This is a genomic window from Methylocystis parvus (assembly GCF_049675845.1).
Lineage (GTDB): Bacteria > Pseudomonadota > Alphaproteobacteria > Rhizobiales > Beijerinckiaceae > Methylocystis > Methylocystis parvus_A.
Window position 1 is genome coordinate 1,285,001 of the sequence record NZ_CP187161.1, and the last position, 23,919, is coordinate 1,308,919.

At 60.7% G+C, this 23,919-nt stretch carries 18 protein-coding genes and 1 tRNA gene (1 of these 19 running past the window's edge); 5 read left to right on the forward strand and 14 right to left on the reverse strand.

Annotated features, from left to right (window positions below):
* Positions 1–1,902, forward strand: the 3' portion of a protein-coding gene (locus ACPFMJ_RS06765; protein WP_424363063.1) for a M23 family metallopeptidase. It extends 162 nt beyond the left edge of the window; the window shows 1,902 of its 2,064 coding nt (coding positions 163–2,064); its start codon lies off the left edge, out of view; its stop codon occupies positions 1,900–1,902.
* A 3-nt stretch (positions 1,903–1,905) separates the two neighbouring features.
* On the opposite strand, the gene ACPFMJ_RS06770 is transcribed toward ACPFMJ_RS06765, so the two are convergent.
* The 6 genes from ACPFMJ_RS06770 to ACPFMJ_RS06795 all read right to left on the reverse strand — a co-directional run bounded on the left by ACPFMJ_RS06770 (position 1,906) and on the right by ACPFMJ_RS06795 (position 5,864).
* The gene (locus tag ACPFMJ_RS06770; RefSeq protein ID WP_424363064.1) at positions 1,906–2,166 is read right to left on the reverse strand and encodes a phosphopantetheine-binding protein; all 261 of its coding nucleotides are present in this window, start codon (positions 2,164–2,166) and stop codon (positions 1,906–1,908) included.
* A gap of 29 nt (positions 2,167–2,195) precedes the next feature.
* Positions 2,196–2,459, reverse strand: coding sequence for an acyl carrier protein (locus ACPFMJ_RS06775; protein WP_424363065.1), 264 nt, complete (start codon positions 2,457–2,459; stop codon positions 2,196–2,198).
* Between the two features lie 240 nt (positions 2,460–2,699).
* Complete coding sequence (locus ACPFMJ_RS06780) at positions 2,700–3,695, reverse strand: glutamate--tRNA ligase family protein (protein WP_424363066.1); 996 nt, start codon at positions 3,693–3,695, stop codon at positions 2,700–2,702.
* A complete protein-coding gene (cmk, locus tag ACPFMJ_RS06785) occupies positions 3,692–4,324 on the reverse strand; it encodes a (d)CMP kinase (RefSeq protein WP_424363067.1) in 633 nt (210 codons plus the stop codon). The genes ACPFMJ_RS06780 and cmk overlap by 4 nt, the downstream gene beginning before the upstream one ends.
* A complete protein-coding gene (gene aroA / locus ACPFMJ_RS06790; protein WP_424363068.1) occupies positions 4,321–5,661 on the reverse strand; it encodes a 3-phosphoshikimate 1-carboxyvinyltransferase in 1,341 nt (446 codons plus the stop codon). Before aroA ends, cmk begins: the two co-directional genes overlap by 4 nt.
* A gap of 128 nt (positions 5,662–5,789) precedes the next feature.
* A tRNA-Gly gene (locus ACPFMJ_RS06795) sits at positions 5,790–5,864 on the reverse strand.
* Between the two features lie 203 nt (positions 5,865–6,067).
* On the opposite strand from ACPFMJ_RS06795, the gene ACPFMJ_RS06800 reads away from it, so the two are divergent.
* Complete coding sequence (locus ACPFMJ_RS06800; RefSeq protein ID WP_424363069.1) at positions 6,068–6,628, forward strand: hypothetical protein; 561 nt, start codon at positions 6,068–6,070, stop codon at positions 6,626–6,628.
* A 42-nt stretch (positions 6,629–6,670) separates the two neighbouring features.
* Here the strand turns inward: ACPFMJ_RS06800 and ACPFMJ_RS06805 are convergent, their stop codons facing one another.
* Entirely contained in the window at positions 6,671–6,940 is a 270-nt protein-coding gene (locus tag ACPFMJ_RS06805; protein WP_424363070.1) for a hypothetical protein, read from the reverse strand.
* 673 nt (positions 6,941–7,613) lie between these two features.
* On the opposite strand from ACPFMJ_RS06805, the gene ACPFMJ_RS06810 reads away from it, so the two are divergent.
* Positions 7,614–8,009 carry a hypothetical protein gene (locus ACPFMJ_RS06810; RefSeq protein ID WP_424363071.1) on the forward strand — a complete coding sequence of 132 codons (396 nt, stop codon included), beginning with the start codon at positions 7,614–7,616 and terminating at the stop codon, positions 8,007–8,009.
* 90 nt (positions 8,010–8,099) lie between these two features.
* Here the strand turns inward: ACPFMJ_RS06810 and ACPFMJ_RS06815 are convergent, their stop codons facing one another.
* The 6 genes from ACPFMJ_RS06815 to ACPFMJ_RS06840 form a co-directional block, all read right to left on the reverse strand.
* Complete coding sequence (locus ACPFMJ_RS06815) at positions 8,100–8,951, reverse strand: ArdC family protein (protein ID WP_424363072.1); 852 nt, start codon at positions 8,949–8,951, stop codon at positions 8,100–8,102.
* A gap of 292 nt (positions 8,952–9,243) precedes the next feature.
* On the reverse strand, positions 9,244–10,635 hold the full coding sequence (locus ACPFMJ_RS06820) for a glycoside hydrolase family 5 protein (RefSeq protein ID WP_424363073.1): 1,392 nt from the start codon (positions 10,633–10,635) through the stop codon (positions 9,244–9,246).
* Between the two features lie 50 nt (positions 10,636–10,685).
* Complete coding sequence (locus ACPFMJ_RS06825; protein WP_424363074.1) at positions 10,686–14,660, reverse strand: immunoglobulin-like domain-containing protein; 3,975 nt, start codon at positions 14,658–14,660, stop codon at positions 10,686–10,688.
* Positions 14,661–14,867: 207 nt separating this feature from the next.
* Positions 14,868–15,191 carry a hypothetical protein gene (locus tag ACPFMJ_RS06830; RefSeq protein WP_424363075.1) on the reverse strand — a complete coding sequence of 108 codons (324 nt, stop codon included), beginning with the start codon at positions 15,189–15,191 and terminating at the stop codon, positions 14,868–14,870.
* A 738-nt stretch (positions 15,192–15,929) separates the two neighbouring features.
* A complete protein-coding gene (locus ACPFMJ_RS06835) occupies positions 15,930–17,402 on the reverse strand; it encodes a hypothetical protein (RefSeq protein WP_424363076.1) in 1,473 nt (490 codons plus the stop codon).
* A 68-nt stretch (positions 17,403–17,470) separates the two neighbouring features.
* On the reverse strand, positions 17,471–18,139 hold the full coding sequence (locus ACPFMJ_RS06840) for a hypothetical protein (RefSeq protein ID WP_424363077.1): 669 nt from the start codon (positions 18,137–18,139) through the stop codon (positions 17,471–17,473).
* 154 nt (positions 18,140–18,293) lie between these two features.
* On the opposite strand from ACPFMJ_RS06840, the gene ACPFMJ_RS06845 reads away from it, so the two are divergent.
* Both ACPFMJ_RS06845 and ACPFMJ_RS06850 read left to right on the forward strand, forming a co-directional pair.
* The gene (locus ACPFMJ_RS06845; protein WP_424363078.1) at positions 18,294–22,169 is read left to right on the forward strand and encodes a DEAD/DEAH box helicase family protein; all 3,876 of its coding nucleotides are present in this window, start codon (positions 18,294–18,296) and stop codon (positions 22,167–22,169) included.
* Positions 22,170–22,275: 106 nt separating this feature from the next.
* Positions 22,276–23,103, forward strand: coding sequence for a hypothetical protein (locus ACPFMJ_RS06850; protein ID WP_424363079.1), 828 nt, complete (start codon positions 22,276–22,278; stop codon positions 23,101–23,103).
* A 276-nt stretch (positions 23,104–23,379) separates the two neighbouring features.
* Here the strand turns inward: ACPFMJ_RS06850 and ACPFMJ_RS06855 are convergent, their stop codons facing one another.
* The gene (locus ACPFMJ_RS06855) at positions 23,380–23,886 is read right to left on the reverse strand and encodes a hypothetical protein (RefSeq protein ID WP_424363080.1); all 507 of its coding nucleotides are present in this window, start codon (positions 23,884–23,886) and stop codon (positions 23,380–23,382) included.
* Positions 23,887–23,919: the final 33 nt, after the last annotated feature.

Here is a 23,919-nt window from a genome sequence, read left to right on the forward strand (position 1 = left end):
GGCTTTTCCGGCGCGTTGCTCATCAGCGCGGCGGCCTATACGGCGCTCGATCAGCAGACCCGCTTCGCTGAAGCGCCGCAGCGCGCTCAAGCCCCTCGCCAAGTTGAGGCGGAAGGAAACGTCGTCAATCCCAAGAAGGGCGACCGCCTCATGCGCGCGGTCGACGTCGTCGCCGCCAAGCAAACCTTCCGAGCGGCGACGACCTCGAAATCGGGCGAGAAGGAAGTTGTCCGCACACGCGCCTTCACCCATGTGGCGGCGACGCTGACGCTCGCGCCGACGAGCTTCGCCAACGAGGTGCCGGCTTTCAATCCGCTCAAGCTGGTGAGCGACCCGCGCGCGCCGGAGAACAATGGCGGCGAGTCGGACATGGCGCTCGACGAGGCGGAGGTCTCCTTCGTCACGAAGGATCTGTCCTCCGTGGACATCCAGGCGCAAAGCGCTCTGCTTTCTTTCGACGAGGCGCAGGCGCAGGTGCTCGAGCAGGTGAAAAGCTCGATCGCGGCTGGCCCGAAGGCGGCGGCCCTTCCCCTGCCCGGCCAGATGCTGCTGTCGCGCACGAGCCGCGCCGCCGCCATTGATCCGCAGGCGCTCGCTTACGCTACGCCCGGCACGTCGCTGACGGCCCCGTTCTCGTCCATCGAGGTGCGCATGGTGCCGGAGAACGTCACCATAGCGCCCCGTGACACGCCGCAGCCGACGCAGATGGAAGAAAAGCTCGCCGTGGCGCGCCACGGCGAGGGTCTCGAAGACATTCTCGCCGCCAATGGCGTGCCCCGGGCCCGCATCGCCGCCGTCGCGGCCGCCTATAAGGGCAAGCGCGAACCGGTTCGCGAAGGCCAGCGCGTCAAGCTGCTCTTTGCGGATTTCGATGGATCGGGCAAGAATATGCAGCTCGCGCGCATGTCCGTTTACAACGACGATGAGATCGAATCGATCGTCGCCGCGACGGACAAGGGCACATTCGTGCAGACGCCCACCGCGCCGACCGCCGTCTCTCGCCGTGCGCCCAAGCGCGTCCAGCAGATCGACGAATTTGCGACCGAGGGCGACGACGACGATTCCGGCGCCATGCGCCTCTACGACTCGCTTTATGAGACCGCGCTCAAGCAGCAGGTTCCCAAGCCCATCGTGAACGAGCTCGTGCGCGTCTTCGCCAATGACGTCGACCTGCAACGCGGCGTCTCGGGCGGCGACTCGCTCGACCTCTTCTATGACGAGCCGGAGGACGGCTCGGGGCCAAATCGCGATTCGCTCCTCTACGCGTCGCTCACCACGCGCAACGAAACCTATCGCTATTACCGCTTCCAGACGCCCGACGACGGCCTCGTGGATTATTACGACGAGAACGGCCGTTCGAGCCGCAAATTCCTCGTGCGCAAGCCCATCTCGATCGGCGAGACGCGCTCGGGATTCGGCATGCGCCGTCACCCGATCCTCGGCTATTACAAGATGCATACGGGCGTCGACTGGGCTGCGCCCATCGGCACGCCCATTCTCGCGGCCGGCAACGGCACCGTCATCAAGGCCCAGTGGGACTCGGGCTATGGCCGCCGCGTCGAGATCCAGCACGCCAATGGCTACATCACGACCTACAACCATATGTCCGGCTTCGCGCGCGGCATCACGGAAGGCATTCGCGTCAAGCAGGGCCAGGTTGTGGGCTTCCTCGGCTCCACCGGCCTGTCGACGGGGCCGCATCTCCATTACGAAGTGATGGTCAATGGCCACTTCGTCGATCCCATGCGCGTGAAGCTCGCGCGCACGCGCGAGATCGAGGGCCGCATGCTGATGGAGTTCAAGAAAGAGCGCGACCGGATCGACTCGCTGATGGCGAAGGCGCCGAACAGCAGCAAGGTTGCGCGCGGTCCGACGGGCCTGACCCCGACGGCGAGCCGCTAACCGCTACGCCGCGTCATGCGTCGCGGTCGCCGCCATTGCGAGATGAAAGGCCCAAGCGACCGCTTCGATCGACTGCATGGTCTCGCGCTTCAACTGCGCGCGCGGCAGCTCGATTCCGAATTCGCGCTCCAGCGCCAGCAGCACGCGGACGGCGGAATATGGGGTCAATCCGATTTCGTAGAGATCGGCGCCCGGCGAAATGTCCGAGGCCGGGATGGCGAGGCGCGCCTGCTGGTCGATGACGCGCTGGATGACGGCGAACATTTTCTGGGTTCCCGAATGAATGGAATTTCTTAGGCCGCCAGGCGAATCTCGGCCTGCGCGGGCTTCGCCGCCGCAACAGCCTTTGCGATGGAAGCGATGCTCGCCACGGTCTCGCGCTTCAGCATCTCACGGGGCAGCTCGACCTTGAAGGCGCGCTCGATCGCGACCAGCAGGCGGATGGCGTCGAATGAGCTCAGGCCCAGCGCATAGAGGTCGGCCCGCGGGGTCAGATGGGCCGCCGGGATAGCGAGAGCGACTTCCTGGTCGATGATGGTCTGGATCGCGTTGATCATTTTCTTTCTCCGCGCCGCTTTTGAATTCCGATGATTGGAAGGTAGCGACGCGGAGCGCCTGAGACTGTGTGGGGGCGCACGTGGGAATCATCGTCGTAGGCTGAACCGCCCCCTCCCCACCCTCCCCCGCTTTGCAGGAGAGGGAGCGGATTGAAGCCTTCGTCGGCTGCACTGATCGCGAGCGTCCCCTCTCCCGCTTGCGGGGGAGGGCCAGGGAGGGGGCCAATCAGGCCGGGCTCTTCAGAAGCCCACGCGCCGGCGGACTTCCGACGCGCTCACCCCCGCCTCCCGCAAGGCGCGCAACGTCTCTGATCCCCGGCTCTTGGCGAGCTTCTCGCCGCCTTCGTCGCGCACCAGCCCGTGATGCCGGTAGCGCGGCTCCGGCAAATCGAGCAGACGCTGCAACAGCCGATGCAGGCTGGTCGCCTGGAACAAATCACGCCCCCTCACCACGTCGGTCACGCCCTGCAGAGCGTCGTCGACGACGACGGCGATGTGATAGCTCGCAGGCGTGTCCTTGCGCGCCAGAATGACGTCGCCCCATTGCGACGGGTCGGCGGGGATGGTGATGAAATCGCCGCCGCCCGGAGGCGAGCCGCTTCTCCCTCCCCCTTGCGGGGAGGGGCTAGGGGTGGGGGTCGACAATGCCGAACGTGAATGTGGCTCCCCCCACCCTGCCCTCCCCGCAAGGGGGAGGGAGGGGATCGCATCGCAGGGATCGTGATATTCTCGCCAACCGACCCCCTCCCCCGCCAGCCCGGCCGCCTTCGCCATGTCGAGCCGCAGCGCGACGCCGCCCTGCGCCAACACTTCGCGCGCGGGGCGACGGGGCATGTCCCGGCAGGTTCCCGGATAGAGCGGCGCGCCATCCGGGTCGCGGGGCCAGTCGGCATGGGCGGCGGCGAAATGGGCGATATCGGAGCGCTTGCAGTCGCAGGCGTACAGGAGCCCCATCGCGTCGAGCCGCTCCAGCGCGCCGGCGTAATCGTCGAAATGCTCGGACTGGCGACGCGCGGGCGTCTCCCATTGGAGGCCCAGCCAGGAGAGGTCTTCGAAAATCGCCGCTTCGAATTCGGCGCGCGCGCGGCCGCGGTCGATATCCTCGATCCGCAGCAGGAAGCGCCCGCCGCATTGCTGCGCCAGCGTGAAATTCAGCAACGCCGAATAAGCGTGGCCAAGATGCAGATAGCCGTTGGGAGACGGCGCGAAGCGAAAGACGCGTCGCGCTTCGTTCAAGCGCTCCGCGCCTTTTCCGCGATCGCCACCGCGGCTGCGAAAGCCTCGTCGCGGTCGAGTTCGCTCGTGTCCAGCGTCACGGCGTCGTCCGCGGCCTTCAGCGGCGCGGCGCTGCGTCCGCTGTCGCGGGCGTCGCGCTTTTTCACATCATCGAGAATTGCGGCGTAGTCGACGGGTTCGCCGCGCGACGCGAGCTCGAGCGCGCGCCTTTGCGCGCGAGTCTCGGGTGTTGCGGTCACGAAAATCTTGACGCTCGCATCGGGGCAGATCACCGTGCCGATGTCGCGGCCATCGAGCACGGCGCCCTCGGGACGCGCCGCGAAGGCGCGTTGCATATCTATCAGCGCGGCGCGCACCGCCGGCATGGCCGCGACGACCGACGCGGCCTCGCCCATCTCGCGCGCGCGCAGTCGCGCCTCGTCGAAATCGACAAGGGAAAGGCCGCGCGCCGCCTCGACCGCCGCGTGGAGATCGTCGAGCGGCAGGCCTTCGTCCAGCAGCGCGCAGGCGGTGGCGCGATAAAGCAGGCCCGTATCGAGATGCGGCAGGCCGTAATGCTCGGCGAGCTTGCGCGCCAGCGTGCCTTTGCCGGACGCCGCCGGCCCGTCAATGGCGATCACGAAGCTCACGAGAAGCGCGCCCCCAAGCCCTCCATCAGCGGACGAAACGAAGGGAAGCTCGTCGCGATCATCGTCTCGTCGTCGACCGTCACCTTCTCCCGCGCCGCGAGGCCCATGACCAGGAAGCTCATGGCGATGCGATGATCGAGATGCGTCTCGACGATCCCGCCGCCGCTCACGGCCCCGCCCCGCACGATGAGATCGTCGCCGACGATCTCGCAGTCCACGCCATTCGCCTTCAGGCCCGCGGCGATCGCGGCGAGGCGATCGGACTCCTTCACGCGCAGTTCGGAGAGTCCGCGCATGCGCGTTTCGCCCTTGGCGAAGGACGCTGCGACCGCGAGGATCGGATATTCGTCGATCATCGACGGCGCGCGTTCGGCGGGCACGTCGACGCCGGTCAGCGACGAGAAGCGCGCGCGCACGTCGGCAACCTCTTCGCCGCCTTCTTCGCGCTTGTTGTCGAGCGAAATGTCGGCGCCCATTTCCTGCAACGTCGTCAGCAGGCCGCTGCGCAGCGGATTGGTCATCACGCCTTCGACGACGATGTCCGACCCCGGCACGATCAGCGCCGCGACCAGCGGGAAGGCGGCCGAGGACGGATCGGCCGGCACGCGCACCGGACGCGCCACAAGCTCGGGCCGGCCCTCCAGCGTAATCTTGCGGCCATGCGCGCCATGCGGCTCGCTTACGACCCTGGCGCCGAAATGCGCCAGCATCTTCTCGGTATGGTCGCGCGATGCCTCCGCCTCGATCACGACAGTGCGTCCGGGCGAGTTGAGGCCGCAGAGCAGCACGGCGGACTTGATCTGCGCCGAGGCGACGGGCGTCTTGTATTCGACCGGCAGCGGCTCGGCCGAGCCCTGAAGCACGAGCGGCAGACGGCCGCCCTCCGCCTGCTCCAGCACCTGCGCGCCCTGCAGCGCGAGCGGATCGAGGATACGCCGCATCGGGCGCTTGCGCAGCGAGGCGTCCCCGTCGAAGCGGGCGACGATCGGATGGCCGGCGACGACGCCCATCATCAGCCGCGAGCCGGTGCCGGCATTGCCGAAATCGAGGGTCTCGGTCGGTTGCAGCAGGGAGCCCAGCCCCGCGCCCCAGACGCTCCAGCTCCCCGGCGCATGGCGCACGACCTTGGCGCCGAGCTGGCGCGCGGCCTGGGCGGTGCGCAGCACGTCCTCGCCCTCCAGCAGCCCCTCGATCTTCGTCTCGCCCACGGCCAGAAGGCCGAAGATCATGGAGCGATGCGAGACGGATTTGTCTCCCGGCGGCCGGACGCGGCCCGAAAGCGGGCCCGAACGGAAGGCGCTCAGCGGCGCGGCGGGAGCATGGGTGGCGGCGGTCAAAGCGTAATTCCCTGGCGAATGGCGGCGGTCATGCCCGCCTTATCGGCCGACTTCTAACCGGGAGGCCGCTCATTGTCATTCCCGCAGGAGCGGGAATCCAGAGCCAAGGCGGGCGAATATTGCGGCGTTGGAGCGGGCGAAGGGAATCGAACCCTCGACATACAGCTTGGGAAGCTGTCGTTCTACCACTGAACTACGCCCGCAAATCGTTTCTTTTCAGCCTGTTACGAAGCCCGCAACTTTGCCCAGTCTCTTCTTAGTCTCGAAAACAGCTGGCCATCGCGCGTCGAAACGACAGTCTCGAAATAGCAGAGATCGGCGCGCGCTTCCAGTGGCAGAATGCACGAGAGAAGGTCTGAGACTGACGGCCATCGACTCACGTCCTCGTGATGGCTACGCTCGGGACATGCTCGTCTTCCTGACCATCGTGTTCACACTGCTCCTCTTCTTGTTTTCCGTCCTCGCATACGGGGCGATCCAGGACGGGCTGCGCCTCCTCTTTTCCGGCGCGGCGGTGGTCTGCTTCGTTGGCGTCCTGATCTTGGGGGCGCGGCTCGCGTTTTCGAGCGACCCGGCCGCGCCGGTCTCAAGGGAGACGGGGGGCGTACGAGATAACAGCAGCAGTTCCGGTATGGCAGATGCAATTCCCGAGGCCCCTGCCCGTCCTGCGCCACGCGTGGCACCGAAGCCTGCGGCAGTCTCAACGCCCGCGGTACTGCCGCAGGTGGTCGCGCAGGGAAGCTCGTTCCACCTTGAGCCAGGCCAGAGCAGCCCACTCTTCCGCATACCCACGGGGAAGCGAGCGCACGTGTCAGTCTTCGGCGGAGCCGTGACTGTCTACTCGGGCGGGGTCGTGAAGCTGAACTGCGACCGGCGGGGATTCACGATCGCGGGTGCCGGCGACGCGAACCAGGTGGTCGCATGCAATGAGGTCGTCGACGTCCTCGTAGATCAAATGAGCGATTGAAAACCGCCCTCGCCGCGCGTCGGCAGCGAGGGCGTCTGAACGTCAAATAGTCACGTGCTCCTGGTCGCTTGCCGTGAGGCGCGACAGCGCGTCGAATGAGGTCGGGATGGCTGCGGTCGCCGGCTGCGACGGTCTTTCCGACTGAGCCTTCTGCGGGCAAGTGCGCGCGGTGTGCTCGGTGCTTCCGCAAATCGAGCACTTCTGCTTCTTCGGCGCGTGCCCGCCGAAAAGTTCCGCGAGCTGCTGGTCTATCTCCTCGCGCTTGCGGATGAGCTCCTTTGCGAGCGCGATGCGGTCTTCGATGTTCGTCATATGGCGTGTCCTCCGTGAGGGGGGACATTCTCTGTAGTCCCAAAAGCGACTGACGAAACCGTTCGCGGTGGTGCACCGCCTGCTATCGCGATCAACAATGCACTTGGATATGGAAGCGAAAAATAGTGCCCCAACAACAAACTCTGTGACGTTTTTGGGCTTGCGAACAAACAGGGAACATGTGATACGGCGCAGATGTCGATCATCGATTGTAACGAGTTGCCGGTTGATCGATGGACGCTGCGGATAGTCGTCGAGCGTGGGAGTTTGGCGTTCGAGTGTCGGAATTGTCGGCGACTATCGCAAGTCGATGTGCTCGCGTTGGTTGAGCAACATGGAGCGGACGGCTTCGTATCAGCCGTCCGTCGGCGTCTCGTGTGTCGGCAGTGTGGTGCACGGAGTCCGCGAGCGCTTGTTCGTCTGCACGGCGTGCGGGGCGAACGTGCGTGGGTGCCGGTACCTCCACGAGCGGGACGGTAGAAGCGAGGGTTCCATCGAAGCGCGATTAAATTTTCTTAATGACTTCGTGCGATCAACGCCATCGCACGTTCACAATGCCCTGGTAGAACAGACGCATTCCTCGACGGCTCTTTGCCACGCTCGCGCGCAGCCTGTGTGCGGCGATGCAGGCAACAGCGAGCAACACGGGGGTCAGCACATAACGAAACAATGAATGATGGTCGTCGTACGCGGAGGCATTCCCATGATTACCCTTGAAGAATGCGCAGAGTTCGCAGCACTCGAAACGAGTGAGCTCTTCACGGGTGCAATCCTCTCCGCCAGGCATCGATCGCTGCTGTCGAGCTATGCGTTGAATTTGTGGCGCGGCCCTATCGCCGTACGCAAGCTGATCGTCGGAGATCTTCGCGCGGCGATCGACCTGGACGCATCGAAGTATGCTGCGGATCTCCTTCTTGTGCTCCGGTTGTTTCTCTCCAAACATCCCGAAGCGCGGATCGCGCACACTTTTGGCAGGAAGCCAGGAACATTTCCAACTCGTCGTCTCTGCCCTGATTATCGAACGACCGTTCGCTCGTTGCCCGAAGCGAACTATTGGAGAGCCATGTAGCGTACGTGTATCGGCATCGCGTATGTGCGTACCACAAGAAAGCGAGCCCGCATAATATGCGGGCTCGCGGCTTGTTGGCGTCGAAGTTGTTCATGCTGACTCTTCAACGTTTTCTGAAAAAGAGCGCAGGTAGTCCGCCGCGGCACTCGCTTTCGATGCGGCGGTGAAGATCGCTCGGTCGTCCTCCTTGAGGAGCGACAACCAGCTCGCGAGGTACTCGGCGTGACGAAGGCGTCCCTCCACACCGAGATGTGCGCACAGGAACGCCGCGCCGAGTTCGGCGATGAGCTCCTCGGCCGCATACGCCCTCGTGCCGAAGCGGTGTCCGAGGTCGCGCTTGAGGCGCTTTTCGTTGCCGCTCCAGTGAACAAGCTCGTGCAGCTTGGTCGCTTCATAGTGCTGCTCTGATTCGAAGTCGCTGGCATTCGGCAGCGAGATGAAGTCCCGAGAGGGGGCATAGCAGGCGCGGTCGCCGCCGTGGCGGATGTCCGCGCTGGTCGCCGAGACGAATGTCTCGACTGCGCCAGGCGGCGGTGGCTCCGGCAGGGGAGCCAGCGTCTCGATCCCTTCCACCTGCGATATGTTGAACACGGTGAACGCGCGCAGCATGGAAATCTGGCGTGCCTCGTCATCGTCGTCGGTCACGCTGATCCGCTTCGTGAAGACGATCTGCGTGCCTTTCTCGCCCTTGCGGACATGGCCGCCCCCATCGAGCGCCTGCTTGAAGGTCAGCCACGCGTTGGTGGGGAAGCCGCGCTCATCGGCTGCGTGCCAGAGAATCGGGACGTTGATGCCGCGGTAGTGATGGCCTGTGATTGCGTTGGCCGGCATAATGCCGACGCGCGTGCCGCTCTTCCATGGCTTCACCCATGGTGCGGTTCCTCCTTCGAGTTCGGCAATGATGGACTTGGTGACGTTCTCGTAGACGGCGGCTATGTGCATGGCCGCCTCCGTGTCAACGAACCTGTCATTGGTTTGCTCCTCCTCACAATCGACGCGCGCTAGTCGTGCGCCGAATGGGGAGGGGGAGGCTGCTAAGCAGCATTATACCGCTTCACGGGTGCGCGATGCGGTGGGCGCGGATTAAAGGGCGATGGATTGGTCGGTCGACGAGGCGCTGTCGTTCATGGCTTCCGCTGATGAATCAAAGGGGTTGCCCGTGTCGGCGAGGGAGACGATGACGGTGCGTGCCACGGTGCCGCGTTGCTCATGATGAAGGCGTTGAACGGAGACGTCAGTGCCCGAGGGTGTACGTTGTGAGGAGATCGAGCAGTGGTGTGGTGCCGGACTCGTTGAGCGGAAACGCGTCATTGACGTTCGAGACAGGAGCAATGTTTAGCAGGTAGTAATACGGATTCGCCCATGACCACATTCCGTTCGTGCCGATATAGTCGCCGGTCTGATAGGTGTCAAAACTATGCACGGACATGTCGACGTTATTGCTTTTTAGATACGTCATGAATCTTTGTGTGACGCCCAGCCAGGCTGGATCCCACTGCGGTGACGAGGCGGAAGGAATGCCGAATTCGCCAATGTATCCTTTTGCATTGTGCTGCTGGAGCCATGTCACGAAGGAAGATACTCTCTGGATACCAATATTCTGCGACGCTCCCTGCTGTTCGAACGACGTCGGGTAGTATCCGCCTGCATTGTCGAAATAGACGTGAGCCTCGTACACTAGGCTGTTCGAAGGATCGGAAAGCGGAAATGACGGGTTGACCGTCGCCCAATTTACCGCCGTGTCCCACGCATCGCCAGCGACATAGATTGTTGTCGTCGCGTCGATCGCTCGGATCGCGTTGATTGCAGCTTGCGCCGCATTTGGCCACGAGGAACTCGACGGCATATCATGCGGCTCGTTCATGAGGCCGTATCCATGCAGTCCCGGGCTGCCCGAGAATGTCGTTGCCATGCGGGTCCAGAGATCGGCGAAAGAGCTGATAGGGACTTGCGCGCTGTCGATCGGGTCTCCAGTCGCGTTACCGCTGCAGTTCGCAGAGTCGGTGCTGTAGCGGCCGTTATTATGAATATCTAGAATCACGTCGATGTTCTGTGAAGCAGCATAGCTCATTAGTGATTGTATTTCTGAGACATACGTTGCATCCAGGGTCGTGTTGAGACTCGGCTGAATCTTTTGCCAGCACAGATACAAACGAATGGTCGAGAATCCGCGAGAGCTCAGATAATCAATATCATTGTGACCCGGCATCGTGAAATTCTGCTGCTGATAGAGGGCACTTGCGATGCCGACGCCAATCCGTACTGATGACGTAGTGAATGTCCGGTCGGTCGAGGTCGACGTTCTACCGAGTGTGTCGGTTGAAACGACCACGTAATGGTACGTGGTGGCAGGGGAGAGGCGGATGAGTGTGGTGGAGTGCGCGCCGACCATGCTGCTGCTCGTCGCTGTGAGCCCATATGCGGTCGTGGTGCCGTACACAACCTTGGAATCAGACGAAGTATTCGTACGCCACACGATCTTAGCAGATGCTGCCGCAGGGCTGCCCGCGGAAATGGTCGAGAGGGTGGGTGCGCCGTATGTCCTATTCATGCCGCTTAAGCGCGTACCTTTGGTCAAGCGCCCATTTTTAAGTCGGACGGACGAAGCATCGGCGAAGACCGGCATCACGCTCGCTGCGATTAGTAGGATGCTCAAGAGCTTGCATGCGGACATAATCATTGAAATGCGTCAATCACCTGCACCACGCGCGTTGCGGTCGCCGTCTGACCAAAGGTGTCGGTGACGACGTAGTCGATCGTGTGTGTGGATGTGGCGGAAGTGTCGAGCTGGATTTGGTCGACTTTCAATCCGTCAAGAAAGGTGCTGAAGCCAAGATTGATATCCTGCTGGGGGCCGGTGATCTGTGCGCCTAGGTCGGCATAGGTATCGCCGACTTGGATGACAGCGGGGTTCGCACCGTTGACCTGAATCACGGGCGGGATAATCGGCGTTGAAAGTGGCGTTAGTAGGGGTGTAGGGACTGTCTGCTGACCAGCAGCCGCGAGCAGAGCCGCCAGCTGATCTCCGGTGATGCAGACCGGTGTGCCGTCGGACCTATCAACGCACACATCCCCGGCGCGTACGTGTTGGAAGGTGCCATTGGTCGCGATAAGTTCTTTTGTGGTGATCCGGTCGGCGAAATCTCCGACTTGCAGTGCGAGCTCCTTGATGGCGTTGACGATCGCTGCAATAAGCGGGCGATCCTGGAGGGTGAGATAGCCGCTCGTGCTCGATCCGACAGCTTCAGGGATGGCTGCCTGGACGTTCTGTGCTGAGAAGCCGGAGTACTGTGTCATCTTATCGAGCCCGGAGATGTCGTTCCAGTGGTAACTGATGGGGGAGAGCTTCACGATGTCGGCGAGGCCGCGGGTGAATGCGCCGTCAATCGACTTGAGGCGTTCGTCGGATGAGACGGACACATTGCCCGACGCGTCTGTCGTGAGTGTGCCTGCGCCGAAATTGGAGAAGCGCACGGTGCCGGTGGTGTGCAGCTGGGCAGTAGGGGAGCTGGTGCCAATTCCGATATTCGCGCTCGACACTGTCGAGCCAGTGCTCGTGACGCCGGTGCCGAAGATGATGTTGCCGATGTTGAGCTGGCCGCTTGCGATCGCGCTTGGCAGCGAGATGTTGTTGCCGATGAGGATGTTCTGAGAACCAGTGGTGAGGTTGGCAATCGCGTTAGAGGAAGTCGCGGTGCCGATCCAGATGTTGTTGCTGCCCGTGGTGATGTTGTAACCGGCTTGGTATCCAAGCAAGGTGTTGTAGTCGGAATTTGCCTGGAAGCCGTACCCCGCGTTATATCCGATTACCGTTCCGCCCTGATTATTGTACTGAGCGCCATTGCCGTATGCGGCCTGAAAGCCGACAGCTGTCGTGCTAGTGGCGGAAGCGTTGTAGGCGGATGCGCCCGCGCCGAGCGCGGTGTTGCTGCTGCCGGTGACGTTATAGCGCAGTGTGCCAACGGCAGAGTTGAGACCGCCGATTGCAACATTGTGCGATCCAGTGGTGAGCGCGGAATTTGCGTTGTAACCGATGAGTGTATTTGCGGCACCCGTGGAAAGCGCTGCTCCGGCTCCTACACCAAAGAGGTTGTTGTAAAAGCCAGTTGTTATATTTGCGCCAACGTTCGCGCCAATCGCAGTGTTGCTTGAGCCGTTCCAAGAATTCGGGCCCGCTGACACATTTGAAAGCGCGCGAAAGCCGATGCCAGTGTTGCTTCCGGTGGAGGTGGCAGCCTGGCCGGCTTGTGTACCGATGAAGGTGTTAAGCGTGCCTCCGCTACTATCCAGCGACGAAGCGCTCCTATAGCCAAAAGCAATATTTCCGACGTTGCTGGTGGTGGATGCCGAGAGAAAGTGCTGACCGTTGAACGTCCATATGCGGGATATGCCGGGATCCAGGGTGGTTGAAAAGGTGCCATTATTGAAGACCGAAAAGAGTGATGTGGCAGAGCCAACTGTAAAGCCGCCAGCGATGGTACTCGTGGCCGAGGATGTAGTCGCGACAATGTATGAGGCGTCGAGGTACGAGGAAAAGTGGCCTGCGCCCGAGACATCGAGCGGATATGTGGGAGAGGACAGGCGGATACCGACGTTGCCGGTGGAGAGAGTTGCGTCCGTCGCAAGCCCGGAGCCGAAGATGAGGTTGCCGATGTTAAGCTGATTACTCCCGCTCTGCGAGAGGCCGGAGCGCACGGCCTGACCGATGAAGACGTTGTTGGAGCCGGTGGTCGGGCCGACCGCGGTCGTCGTCCAGTCGCCGAGGATGATGTTGTGAGAGCCTGTCGTGACATCGTACCCTGCCTGATACCCGATGAGCGTGTTGTAATTCGAGCCATTGCCGAACATGTATCCGGCTTGATGTCCGAGGAGAACGTTGCCCGTTGAGTTTGCGTAATCGGCGCTGTTTCCTAGGCCCGCCGAGTAGCCAATTGCGACGTTGCTGCTGTGAGAGGACGTCGCGAAGCGCATGGCATCCATGCCGATGGTGATGTTGCTAGAACCTGTGACATTCTTACTTGCGGCGCGGAATCCAATCGCTACGTTGTTCGACCCGGTCGTGTTGCTTTCGAGAGCGCGAGTGCCGAGGCCTGCGTTATTGCTGCCTGTCGTGTTAGTCGAGAGTGTGTTATAGCCGAAAGCGTCGACTGCCGTTCCGGTAGTGTTGGCGGTCAAGGCTTGGTAGCCGACAGCAGTGCCACCGAATGTGCCGTCCTGTGCAACCAGGCTCCTGAACGCACGATAGCCGACCGCGGTGTTATAAGGACTGGAGGTAGCGAGATTGAGTGCCTGGTAACCGACTGCAGTGTTGTAGGGGCCGGAGGTCGGGTCGCTCGACGTTGCGCTGGAAAGAATGGCTGCTCCTGCTCCAGGGCCGACGGCGACGAGATACGAAGCGGATGATGAAGCGTAGAGCGCGTTTGCGCCGTCTATCTTATATCCGCCCGCGGCACTGTTGATGAAGCCAGTCACATCGAGCGGGTAGAACGGCGATGAATTCGCGACTCCGACCTTGCCTTGAACGATGAGACCGTTGGTCGGAGCCGCGATGTTGTAATCAGCGCCGATCGACGCGCCTCCTGAGATGGCGACGTTCGAGAGCGGCGTTGTCGTCCCGAAACCGACATTCACGGCAAAATTGAGGATATCGCTATTTGCGCCGAAGGTGATCGTCCGGCCAGGAGCGATACCTGAAATAGTCGAGTTCTCCTGGAAGAGGAGATTTGCCGCTTGGCCAGAGGAGCCAATGATCACATCGGAGCCAGCGGAGCCGAACGACACGCTTTCTGAACCGCTCGTAGTATCGATGCTCAAAAGCGGCGTACCGGTAGTGGAAGTGGCGATCGTCCAGGCGTATGGGGTGTTGTTGGGGATGGTGGTGGTTGAATTTGCGGTAAAGCTCAGGAAGCCGCCGCTAAAGACGGGAGTTCCCAAAATGGACAGTGGCCCCGCAAACGTACTCGTCGCGCTGGTCGATGTTGCGGTGAAGTTTGGGGCAGTAAGTGCGCCGCCGGTCGACAGCGACGAGACTACGAGGGTCCCTGCCGAGAGAGTGCCGGAGAGCGAGAGGTCGGTACCAGAAAGTGCTCCCGTGAGCGTGCCGCCCGAGAGGGGAAGGTAGCCCGAGATACTTCCGCTGATCGACGCGTTGCTGATCGTGCCTCCGGTTATCGTCGGCGTGCTGATCATGGTGTTCGTGAGCTGGTCGATGCGTTGCGAGGCAGGGAAGAAGGCGTAGGTGCCGGGGTTGCCGCTGGCGGCAACCTGAGCCGGGATCACGACAGGTAGGGGATTGAGCGGCCCGATACGGGAGCTGATCGAACGTTCAAAGTCCGCGAGGATTGCGGCTAGGGTCTCTGTGGATATGCTCGCGCCGCCCTGCGGCACCACGCGCTCAATGATGCGCTCGATGACTGGCTGAGTGATGACTGTCTGCACCGGCGCGGGGGCGGTGCCAGGGGTAGCTGCCGCTGCGGGCGACGCTGCCGCAGGATCGCTAAAAGGACTGTCGGCAGGCGCTGTCTGCGTGAGGGCTGCGGCTGCTGGCTGGGTCGTCCGCACATGAGCGGGCGAGTTGGTGGCGATAGTCGGCGCGATCAATCCGCTCAGCGAAGCAAGGATGCCCGCGAAGAACGCGGCGATGGCGTGCATATACGGGAATTATAGCAAGCGAAATCGCGCATTCGGCGCGGTGAGTGGATAAATTCGGCTACTTTTTCCGCCCGCGCGCGCTCCTGCGCTGAGCAAAAATGCGGCAATGAAAGGGGCGGCCGCCTTGACTTTCTAGGATTTCGTGTCGCGAAACAGATATTGTGCGACGCTTGAAAATGGCTCTGTTGAGCCATTCCCTGCCGATTGCTACGCTGCAATCTTTTGTTGGATACCCAGGTGCTTCTCAATTGCGCGGATGCGCTCCATCAAGTGATCTATCTCCTTCGTGAGCCCAGTGCTGTTGCGCGCAGCTTCTTCGAGCGCGTCGAGCCGATGCCTGATGTCGCGGATTTCGGCGCGCAGCGACGCAAAATTCTCACGGGTCTCTTCGCGGAATTCCTCAAATTCCGTGCGCAGCCCGGCAAGATCGCCTTTCAATTCGGCGCGCACATCACCAAGGTCGTCTTTCGTCGCCATGTGATCCTTGATGAAATTCACTGCCTCAAGAATGTCCGCGGTATTCTTGTCCATATGCGGGCATTCTATCACAACCCCTCCCCCCTACCCCACCGCCGCTCTCGATCGTCTGCAATTTGTACAGCTGCTTTTCCCGACAAAAATTCGACTTTGAAGCAGGCGGTCTGTTTGACAAGTCGCCACTTTCATTGTGTTGAAATTTTCTTCTCGAAGTGAGACTGGGGCCTTACGTCCACACGATCGCGATTCCTGGGCGGCGGAAGTTGCGACCGCTTTGTGTGACGGCGCGCGTCGGCTGGCTGGCGAGAACACCTAACCGCCCTTAACCTCGAAGGCTAGATCTGCGGAGGAGATCGCGACGCCGCGGCTTCTCCTGTCCTGTCGCGACGTGTCGCGGCGCGGAGACCTGTCGCGCCCGTACGCCCGTCCGGGGGAGCTTTTCGCATAAACGCAATTCAAGGGGTACAAACGGGTGATTGCCTCGTAGATACCTGGATGGCGGCGGATTCCTCCTTCTTTCAAAGCCACACGCTGTGTTGAATATATTAAATACATATTAGAGAGCCGGAGTCGGTTTCAAACGAGCGAGGACTGGAGCGACGAAACGCCGATTTCGGCCTTTGATTTTTTCGGTCAAAACACCCACCTTTTTCGGTCAAAACACCCACTCTCTTCGGTGAAAACACCCATCCGACGGCAGCTAGGCGGGTCGTTTTTTCGGTCAAAACACCCACCCTGCCGGCCTGCGCCCACGCAGTTTTCGGTCAAACCCCCCACCCCTTTGGGACTCCGTTACCGGCTGGCTCGCCACTCTTCCAGGCACGGAATCGAGTCGCTGTAACGCTCGATCACGATCTCTTCGCGCTTGCGCTCGGTCATGATTTTCCGGAGCGAGCCTGAGAATGCCGCCGCCCTGGTGGTCGCTTCGGCGTCGATTTCCGCCTGCTCTTCGGCGGTCAGAGTCGCGAGGATGCGTCGCGCCTCTTTCCGCCTATACGCCTCGTAGGCTGTCTTTTCGTCTTCGGTCTGCCGTTCTTGCGCTGCGCATGTCTGCTGTGCCTTAGCCGTCCTTCTGGAGGCTTTAGCGGCCTGGTAGCCAGCGAGGTACTGACGGATGCCGCCGAGAGTCTGCACGTCGAAGTTCGTCCGCTTGGCTTCGGCGAGCGCGTAGTCGATGAAGTCGCTGACCTCTGCAAACGGAATGACCTGGAGGATCTCCTTGGCGGTCGCTACGTCCTTCGAGGGGAAGGACGCGATCTGGCCGACCGGCTGGCCGGTGCGCTTGGCGACGAAAAGTTGTGCCACGCGGAGCGGCTCGCTGATGTCGCGCTGCTCGCCGTGGAACTCGAACTGAAGCTCGCCCTGCTTCCGGTGACGGTAGAACCGGTCATAGTCCTGGAAGAATACAGGCCCCGGTCGGAACGAGACGATGAAGTCGTCAGAGTTTGCCGACTTGGCGATTGCATATGAGGCGAGGACGCCTTCGGCCACGAGCTGGTCGAGGTGCGGCCCAAGCTGCTCTCCGATGATCTTCGACCGGTGCTGGAGGACCTTAAGTCCGCCGAGCCACTCGCTGCAGATGTCGTCGTAGCGCTTCTTGAAGCTGAGCTTTGCTTTGTTGCGGCCGTCATACAGGTTCGCGAAATGGAAAAAGCTGCGCATGTACAGCGCCTGGCCGATAGTGCCCAGCCTGATCATCAGAGCATGGTTCAGGCAGGTGAAGTGCTCGTCCTGGAGCGAAGCGATGATCGGCTCGGCCAGCGTGATCGTGCAAGCTTCGATCGGGTCGCTCAAAAACTCCCGGCGCTCGAAAAGGATCTCCGGGAAGATATTGAAGGACTGCTCGATGAAGCGGCCAGCCTTGTTGCGGAAGTGCGCCTTGATGAACGTGAAGTGGATTTCGTGAAGGGCGCGGGAGAACTGTTCGCTGTCTCGTCCGCTCCACGACTTGCGGCCGATCAGCCTACCAAGCTCACGCTGTGTGAATGAGATTTCCTTTTGGATCGGTCGACCATAGTCGGAGTGCTTTTTGACGAGTGCGACGAAAATCTTGTGGGCCAGAGGACCAGGCTGCCCGAGTTCCGGATCGGGGCGGATGATGATGTTCTTCTCCTTCACTCCCCGGTTGAGCTCGATGGTGCCCGTGTTCTTCGCGGCGCGCTTTGCGTCATGGCAGAAGAGCGCGCCGGCGACGCGCAGCAAGGTGTTCTCCATGAACAGCTTGTCTTGAGCTTGTGCTTTCTCCTTGTCGGGAGCCGCGTCCATATGCGGTCAGTATATCCCCCAGCGGGGGCGCAACTGGTCGCGACACGCCGCGACACTGTGGAGAACGCTTACTGCTGCGAGCGCTCGTCGTAGCTCTGTCCTGGCTTATGCGGGTCTGGTGATCCGAGGAGCGGAGAGAGCATCCGCTGCAATCCTCCGATCAAGACATTGGTCTCGCGGCTGCGCTCGGAGAGCTCTTTGATCTGCGCATCCTTTGTCGCGACCTGTCCGCGCAGGAAATCGACTTCGCTCTCCAGGCGAGCGACATAGCGCGACTCGGCAATGCTAGTCGCGACCTGTCGCGCCTCGTCGTGTTGCGCCGGGGCAGGTGTCGCAGGCGGGCGCGGCATGTCGCTCCCCGAGAACTCTGGCGCGACATTGGTCGCGACGTGTCGCGGCTCGTCGACAATCGTCGGCGGCTCTTGTCGTACGGTGTCGCGCGGCGGATAGCCCGCGCCATCCTGCGCGAAGGGTCGCGACATGTCGCGCCCCGTCGAGTCGGCGATCTCCTGGATGTAGGCGATGTGCTTATCAACCGATGCGGGCGAGATGAGATACTTCTCGCCGAACGGTGTCTCAATCAGTCGAGCGTCGAGGTGGCCCTTGGCGCAGTAGCGCTGCACGCTGCGCGGCGTCCGGGGAAGCCCAGCGCGAGCGTAGCGTTCAACGGTCTCGTCGATGCTCAGAGTAAAGTCGTTGTCGGGGCCGGTCGCGGCATGTCGTGACGTGTCATCCATGGGCGAATCATAACCCGAGCTCGTTCCACGCCTCGCCGGGTTATCCCCACAATTCCGGCCTGGCGGGGGATGTCGCGCCTCTGTCGCGGCGAGGCGTGCGGTAGGAAAAGCCGGTGGTATAGTTGACTGTGAAGCCCCCACCGAATCAATTGCTATGACGAACGGACAGAGCGAAGCATTCTCCCGCATCCTTATCGACAAGGCGCTCGAATTCAGCGCGTGGGATCTGCTCGACCCGAAGCAAGTCACATTCGAGCTCCACACCGGTTCGGGGCGTGCGGATTACCTGCTGAAGGATAAGCTCGGCCGCGTGCTGTGCGTGCTTGAGGCGAAGCGGGAAGAGCTCGATCCGTATGACGCCAAGGAGCAGGCGCGTGGGTATGCGGAGAACCTGAAGGCCCCCTTCGTCATCTTGTCGAATGGGCGCGAGCACTGGTTTTGGAATTACGAGCGCGCCGATCAGCGCGACGCCTATCGCATCGAGCGCTTGCCGTCGCGCGACGATCTCGAACGTGTACGGCTGAAAAATATGCAGCCCCCGCGGCCGTTGGGGAGCGAGATCGTGCGGCCAGATTACATGGCCAAGCTGAAGTACGACCTGACACTCCGCGGGTATCAAATTGCTGCCCTCGATGAGATCGCCAAACAGTACGACGGTGCAGGGGGGCGGAAGTTTCTCCTGGAGATGGCGACCGGTACCGGCAAAACGCTTCTGTGCGCCGCCCTCATCCGTCGGTTTTTGCAGACCCGAAACGCCGAGCGAGTTCTATTCATTGTCGACCGAATCGAACTGGCGAAGCAAACGATGGAAGACTTCGCCGTCGTCCTGCCGGAGTTTAAGCCGGTCATCTTCAAGACCGCGCGTCGCACCGGCGAGCTCCTGGGATCATCGGTCGTCGTCGCCACGATCCAATCGCTGATGGTCGACCGTCGCTACAGGGAGGAGTTCACGCCCTTCTATTTCGATCTTGTCATCAACGACGAGGCGCATCGCTCTATCTACGGCGACGCGCGGGAGGTTGTGCAATTCTTCCAAGCGACGCGAGTTGGGCTAACGGCGACCCCCAAGGCGTATCTAAAAAACATTAATATCGAGGAGCTCGGGGAACAGGACCCGAAGTCGCTCGAAGCGCGCCAGCTACGGGACACCTATCATTACTTCGGCTGCAAACCGGGATTCCCCACATTCCGTTACGACCTTGTCGACGCCGTCAAAGATCCGGAAGGACCTTTCCTCTGCCTGCCCAAGATTTTCGATGTGCGCTCCGACATCACCACCAAGGCGCTCGCCGACTCCGGTTGGTCCGTGACGATCAATGAGCAGGAAGAAAATTTCAAGGTTCAGGACTTGGAGCGGAAAGTCTTCACGCCGGCGCGCAATCGGCTGATGTGCGAGGCGTTCCTACAGGAGGCGCAGAAAGATCCGACCGGCAAACTGGGCCGCTCGATCGTTTTTGCCGTCAATCAGGCGCATGCGACGACACTCACGAAGATATTCAATGAGCTCCAGCCGGAGTCGGCCGTAACCATTACATCACGCATCAAGGATGCGTCGTCGATCGCCAAAGAGTTTCGCGATGGTAAGCGCAAAGAGCGGATTGCCGTCTCCGTCGACATGCTCTCGACCGGCTACAACTGTCGGGACGTTCTCAATATCGGGCTGATGCGGCCGATCTTCTCGCCGACGGAATACATTCAGATTAAAGGCCGTGGCACGCGTCGATATACGTTCAAAATCGACCACACAGAATACGAGAAAAAGAATTATTTCCTTCTCGATTTTTGCGGCGTCGCGGAGTATTTCGAGGAAAAATATGACTACTCGATACCACTGAAGATCCCGCGCGAGAAGGACGCCGCTCCGGGAAAGGCTGGCGCTGCTGGAGAGGCGGGACACGCTGGCGATGGGCATGAAGGCACCGGCGAGGACAAGCAAACCGGCAATGCACCGCGAGAGATTCCTGTCTGGGAAGGCACCGATACCCTGGTGACCCGAGAAGTTGTCGAAGTCGGCCCCGATGGGCAGAAGGTCGACGTGATGACATTCCGCGGTTCGTTCGAGCAAGATCTGCGTTCGTTCGCTGAGCAAGACGCCGACATGCAGGCGGAGATCTCAATAACACCTGCAAAAACGCCGTCATTCAAGCGTGATGAAAGTTTAGTTGACCTGCCATTTCCAGCTCGGATTATCGTCACCATCCCGTTTGGCACCTTGTTCCGCGAAACTAATGATGAGAATAACCAGCCACTCTACGCGCTTGAGCGCGGTGTGCCCGTGTTGCCGTCAGTTGGAGACCCTGTCCTGCTGCCAAGCGCAGCACAGTTGCGGTCGATCGTCGAATCTAAGTCAGATGACAGGCTTGTCCAAATCGGCACTGCGCCATTTGCAGGAAATGCTCGCGTCTGGGTTCATCCCGACAAGCTCTTTGGTCGTCATGTTGCCGTCCTCGGCAACACCGGGAGTGGTAAGTCCTGTTCTGTGGCGGGGATAATCCGCTGGTCCTTGGAAGCAGCGGCCGCGAAGGACGAGGGACGGGTGCCCTCAGGCCCAACCAACACACGGTTTATTATTCTCGACCCAAACGGTGAATACGCTGACGCGTTCAAAGACGGACTAATTCCTGTACGCCGGTTCGCGGTTGGCGGTGCCGGAGGAGCAAAGCCTCTCACTGTACCGGGGTGGCTCTGGAACGGGCAAGAGTGGGCCGCATTTACGTCAGCTCAACCGGGCGTACAGCGGCCATTGTTGCTCCGTTCCTTGCGGCAGCTGCGGAATGTTGGTTCATCTATCTCAGCGACAAAAGCACAGACGATAAGACGTTATCTGGGCTATATCCGCCAGGTTGAACAGCTATTTGCTGACTTGCCGCAAAGCGTTACCGGTTGGCAGGGCCGACGCGATTTCGGGTCGCTCCTCGAAGGACTCTTGGGGCTTACGGAAACGGACCAAGCAGCGTTGGCGGGGTATGGAGCGGAGGCTGCTGATCTCGCGGCTGCGATAGTTGCTTTGCGTGCGCCTGTTGAGCAAGTGCGTAGTACACGTCATTGGACGTCTTCTAGTTCGTCGGGTTACAACGACTTCCAACCAAACGATCTTGTTGCCGTCCTCACGGCGCTTCGATCGATAGCAGATGCCTTTCCGATTACAGTCACTCACGGTGAGATCAGTGAGGATGCGCCGGTTCGATTCGATGTAGCGGCATTGCCAGATAGAATCCGCGAGGTCGCTCTCGCAACTGGCGGGCAAGCTCTCAACAATGTCGAGCCCTTGATCAACCGCATTCAGGTAATGCTCGGAGACTCGGGGCTACGGCCAGTGATCGACACAGATGGCGCTGCATCATTGAGTGATTGGTTGGACAACCTGCTAGGCCCCAGCGATCAGTCTCCCGAGCCACTTGCGATCCTCGATCTTTCTCTCGTACCGTCGGATGTCATGCACGTGGCAGTCGCCGTCATATCGCGTCTGGTTTTTGAGGCGCTCCAGCGCCATCTGAACTCAACGAGCACCTCGCTTCCGACAGTACTGGTACTCGAAGAGGCACATAGTTTCGTGCGTAAGGACGCCGACGCTGGCTCCAGCGCGCAGGCGGCGGACCTATGTCGCCAAACATTCGAACGGATTGCGAGGGAGGGTCGGAAATTCGGACTCGGGTTGATGCTAGCCTCTCAGCGACCTTCGGAATTGTCACCGACTGTTCTTGCCCAATGCAATTCCTTCTTGTTGCATCGCATCGTCAACGACGTGGATCAGAATCTCGTACGACGGCTTGTTCCGGATGCGCTTGGGGGGCTCCTGGGGGAGCTGCCGACCCTCCCGTCTCAACAGGCTATCCTTTTAGGGTGGGCCGTACCGACTCCGGTTCTTGTCCGCGTGCGCGATTTGGCGAAGTCGCAACGGCCCCGTTCGGACGATCCGAAATTCTGGGCTACGTGGCTACGGAAGGAGGGAGTCCCTCCTGATTGGTCATCCCTAGCTTCTGATTGGGAGCAGGCGGAAGAAAGTGGCTCCCATGGTTCTGGTGAATAGAAAAAATGAGGAGGGGCTCGCCGGGAATAGTTAATTGTCGGTAGACCAAGACCAATTCGTTGCTGTGCTGTGTTAGGTGCTAAACCTATGTGCTGGTAGGTGCGATATGAGCGCGATCTATGAGAATGCAGTTGATTCACTGCGGATCGGCATGAAGTTCTTTTTGGAAGAAAGAAGCTACTCAAACCACAAGCACGCGATCCTAACGTTGTTCCACGCGATTGAGCTGTTCTTGAAGGAGCGTCTCGCACAGGCAAACCCCCTTCTCATCTACAAGAACATCGACGTGAAGATCGCGGACGATTCCCAGACAGTTGGTGTGCGCGAAGCGCTCGCACGCTTAGAGAACCTAGGCCTCGGCGTCCCTGCCGACGAGAAGAAGATTATCGAGGACATCCAAAGAATCCGAAATCGGATCGAACATCACCGGTACGATCACAGCGAGAAGGAAGACAACGCAACCATCGCGGCGTCGCTAAAATTCATTATGTATTTTGTAGAGTTCGCGCTTGAGCGCAAACTAGACGGCCATATTGAAGCAAGCATACTTCGAGAAATCAATAATCGAGTTTTCGAGTACAACGAGCGCTCGGCCTTGGCCGAGCACCGGTTGCATGAATGGCTGCACTCGCGATGGCCCGACTGGAACGCGGAACAGGAAGACACACCAAAAGAATTTGAGGGTACACTCCCATGCCCGGAATGCCGACAGGATTGGCTGGTGATCGGGTGGCATGAGAAGCCGTTCTGCTTTCATTGCAACACTACGGTGGACGCAAGCGTCTGCGAAGAATGCTGCGCAACCTTCGTAATCGATAACGGATGTGGCTGCGGGAAGTACCCTGGCAAAGATGACGGAAGGATTCAGGCACTCCTTGATCAGATGCGCGGCCAAGCAATCCGAGAGCGCGAGGCGCGCGACAAACGGGAATGAGGTGTGAGTCCCGTAGGTAGTCTGGCCGTAGAGGCGCGTCCCTCAGGTGCAGTCGCAGCGCAAAGGATCTTGGTAGCGTGGTATCGCGAATCGGTGCGCCGTCGCTGTGCTGGGAACATTAAATGAACTGCCTGCACGGATTCTGCACGGATTTGCGTGAAGCTTCCTGCTTCGTTCTGCCTGCACTTGCCGAATCGGGTTTTCGGTCGATCCCGTATCTGATTTCTCAGGAAAAGAGTGGTGCTGCAAGAGAGGATTGAACTCTCGACCTCTTCCTTACCAAGAGGACTGGCGGCCCGAGCGACCATGCCGCGTGTCGGCTGCGATGGCGCGCACGTCCAAATAGGTCGCAACGAAGGCGCGTTGGTCGGCGGGAAAATCGCCGTGCAGCTGCCGGTAGAGCATCTGCCCGACGACCTCTGCGTCGATGATCCTGCACCAGAGGCGGGTGTGAGGCGTGTCGCCATAGAGAGCGATGAGCTGCTTGCGCTGCATGCGTGCGACCGCGATCTCCCCTGCAGGGGAGAAGTCATGTCGCCCACGCCAATGGCACCAGTCGTGCCAAGCGCGAAAGGCGAAGTTGATCTGCGGGTCGGAGTAGATCGTTTGTTCGGAGCTTCCCGACCAGACGATGAAGACACCCTGCCCCTCGACCTGGCGGATCAACTCTTCATACGTTTGCGGCGCGTCGTCGGCGACGAGGAAGTTGCCCGCGGTGAGCCGCGACAGGCGTACGACAGCGGCATCGAATTCGGTGTCGGGCAAACGAAATGTCGAGTCCATGATGCCCTCCTCTGGCGGAAGGCATCTGATTCA

Excerpts from the sequence above, each read along its gene's own strand:
- ACPFMJ_RS06770 (WP_424363064.1), bottom strand. The coding sequence starts at position 2,166 with ATGTTCGCCGTCATCCAGCGCGTCATCGACCAGCAGGCGCGCCTCGCC.
- ACPFMJ_RS06775 (WP_424363065.1), bottom strand. The coding sequence starts at position 2,459 with ATGATCAACGCGATCCAGACCATCATCGACCAGGAAGTCGCTCTCGCT.
- ACPFMJ_RS06800 (WP_424363069.1), top strand. The coding sequence starts at position 6,068 with ATGCTCGTCTTCCTGACCATCGTGTTCACACTGCTCCTCTTCTTGTTT.
- ACPFMJ_RS06805 (WP_424363070.1), bottom strand. The coding sequence starts at position 6,940 with ATGACGAACATCGAAGACCGCATCGCGCTCGCAAAGGAGCTCATCCGC.
- ACPFMJ_RS06810 (WP_424363071.1), top strand. The coding sequence starts at position 7,614 with ATGATGGTCGTCGTACGCGGAGGCATTCCCATGATTACCCTTGAAGAA.
- ACPFMJ_RS06815 (WP_424363072.1), bottom strand. The coding sequence starts at position 8,951 with ATGCACATAGCCGCCGTCTACGAGAACGTCACCAAGTCCATCATTGCC.
- ACPFMJ_RS06820 (WP_424363073.1), bottom strand. The coding sequence starts at position 10,635 with ATGCCGGTCTTCGCCGATGCTTCGTCCGTCCGACTTAAAAATGGGCGC.
- ACPFMJ_RS06825 (WP_424363074.1), bottom strand. The coding sequence starts at position 14,660 with ATGCACGCCATCGCCGCGTTCTTCGCGGGCATCCTTGCTTCGCTGAGC.
- ACPFMJ_RS06830 (WP_424363075.1), bottom strand. The coding sequence starts at position 15,191 with ATGGACAAGAATACCGCGGACATTCTTGAGGCAGTGAATTTCATCAAG.
- ACPFMJ_RS06835 (WP_424363076.1), bottom strand. The coding sequence starts at position 17,402 with ATGGACGCGGCTCCCGACAAGGAGAAAGCACAAGCTCAAGACAAGCTG.
- ACPFMJ_RS06840 (WP_424363077.1), bottom strand. The coding sequence starts at position 18,139 with ATGGATGACACGTCACGACATGCCGCGACCGGCCCCGACAACGACTTT.
- ACPFMJ_RS06845 (WP_424363078.1), top strand. The coding sequence starts at position 18,294 with ATGACGAACGGACAGAGCGAAGCATTCTCCCGCATCCTTATCGACAAG.
- ACPFMJ_RS06850 (WP_424363079.1), top strand. The coding sequence starts at position 22,276 with ATGAGCGCGATCTATGAGAATGCAGTTGATTCACTGCGGATCGGCATG.
- ACPFMJ_RS06855 (WP_424363080.1), bottom strand. The coding sequence starts at position 23,886 with ATGGACTCGACATTTCGTTTGCCCGACACCGAATTCGATGCCGCTGTC.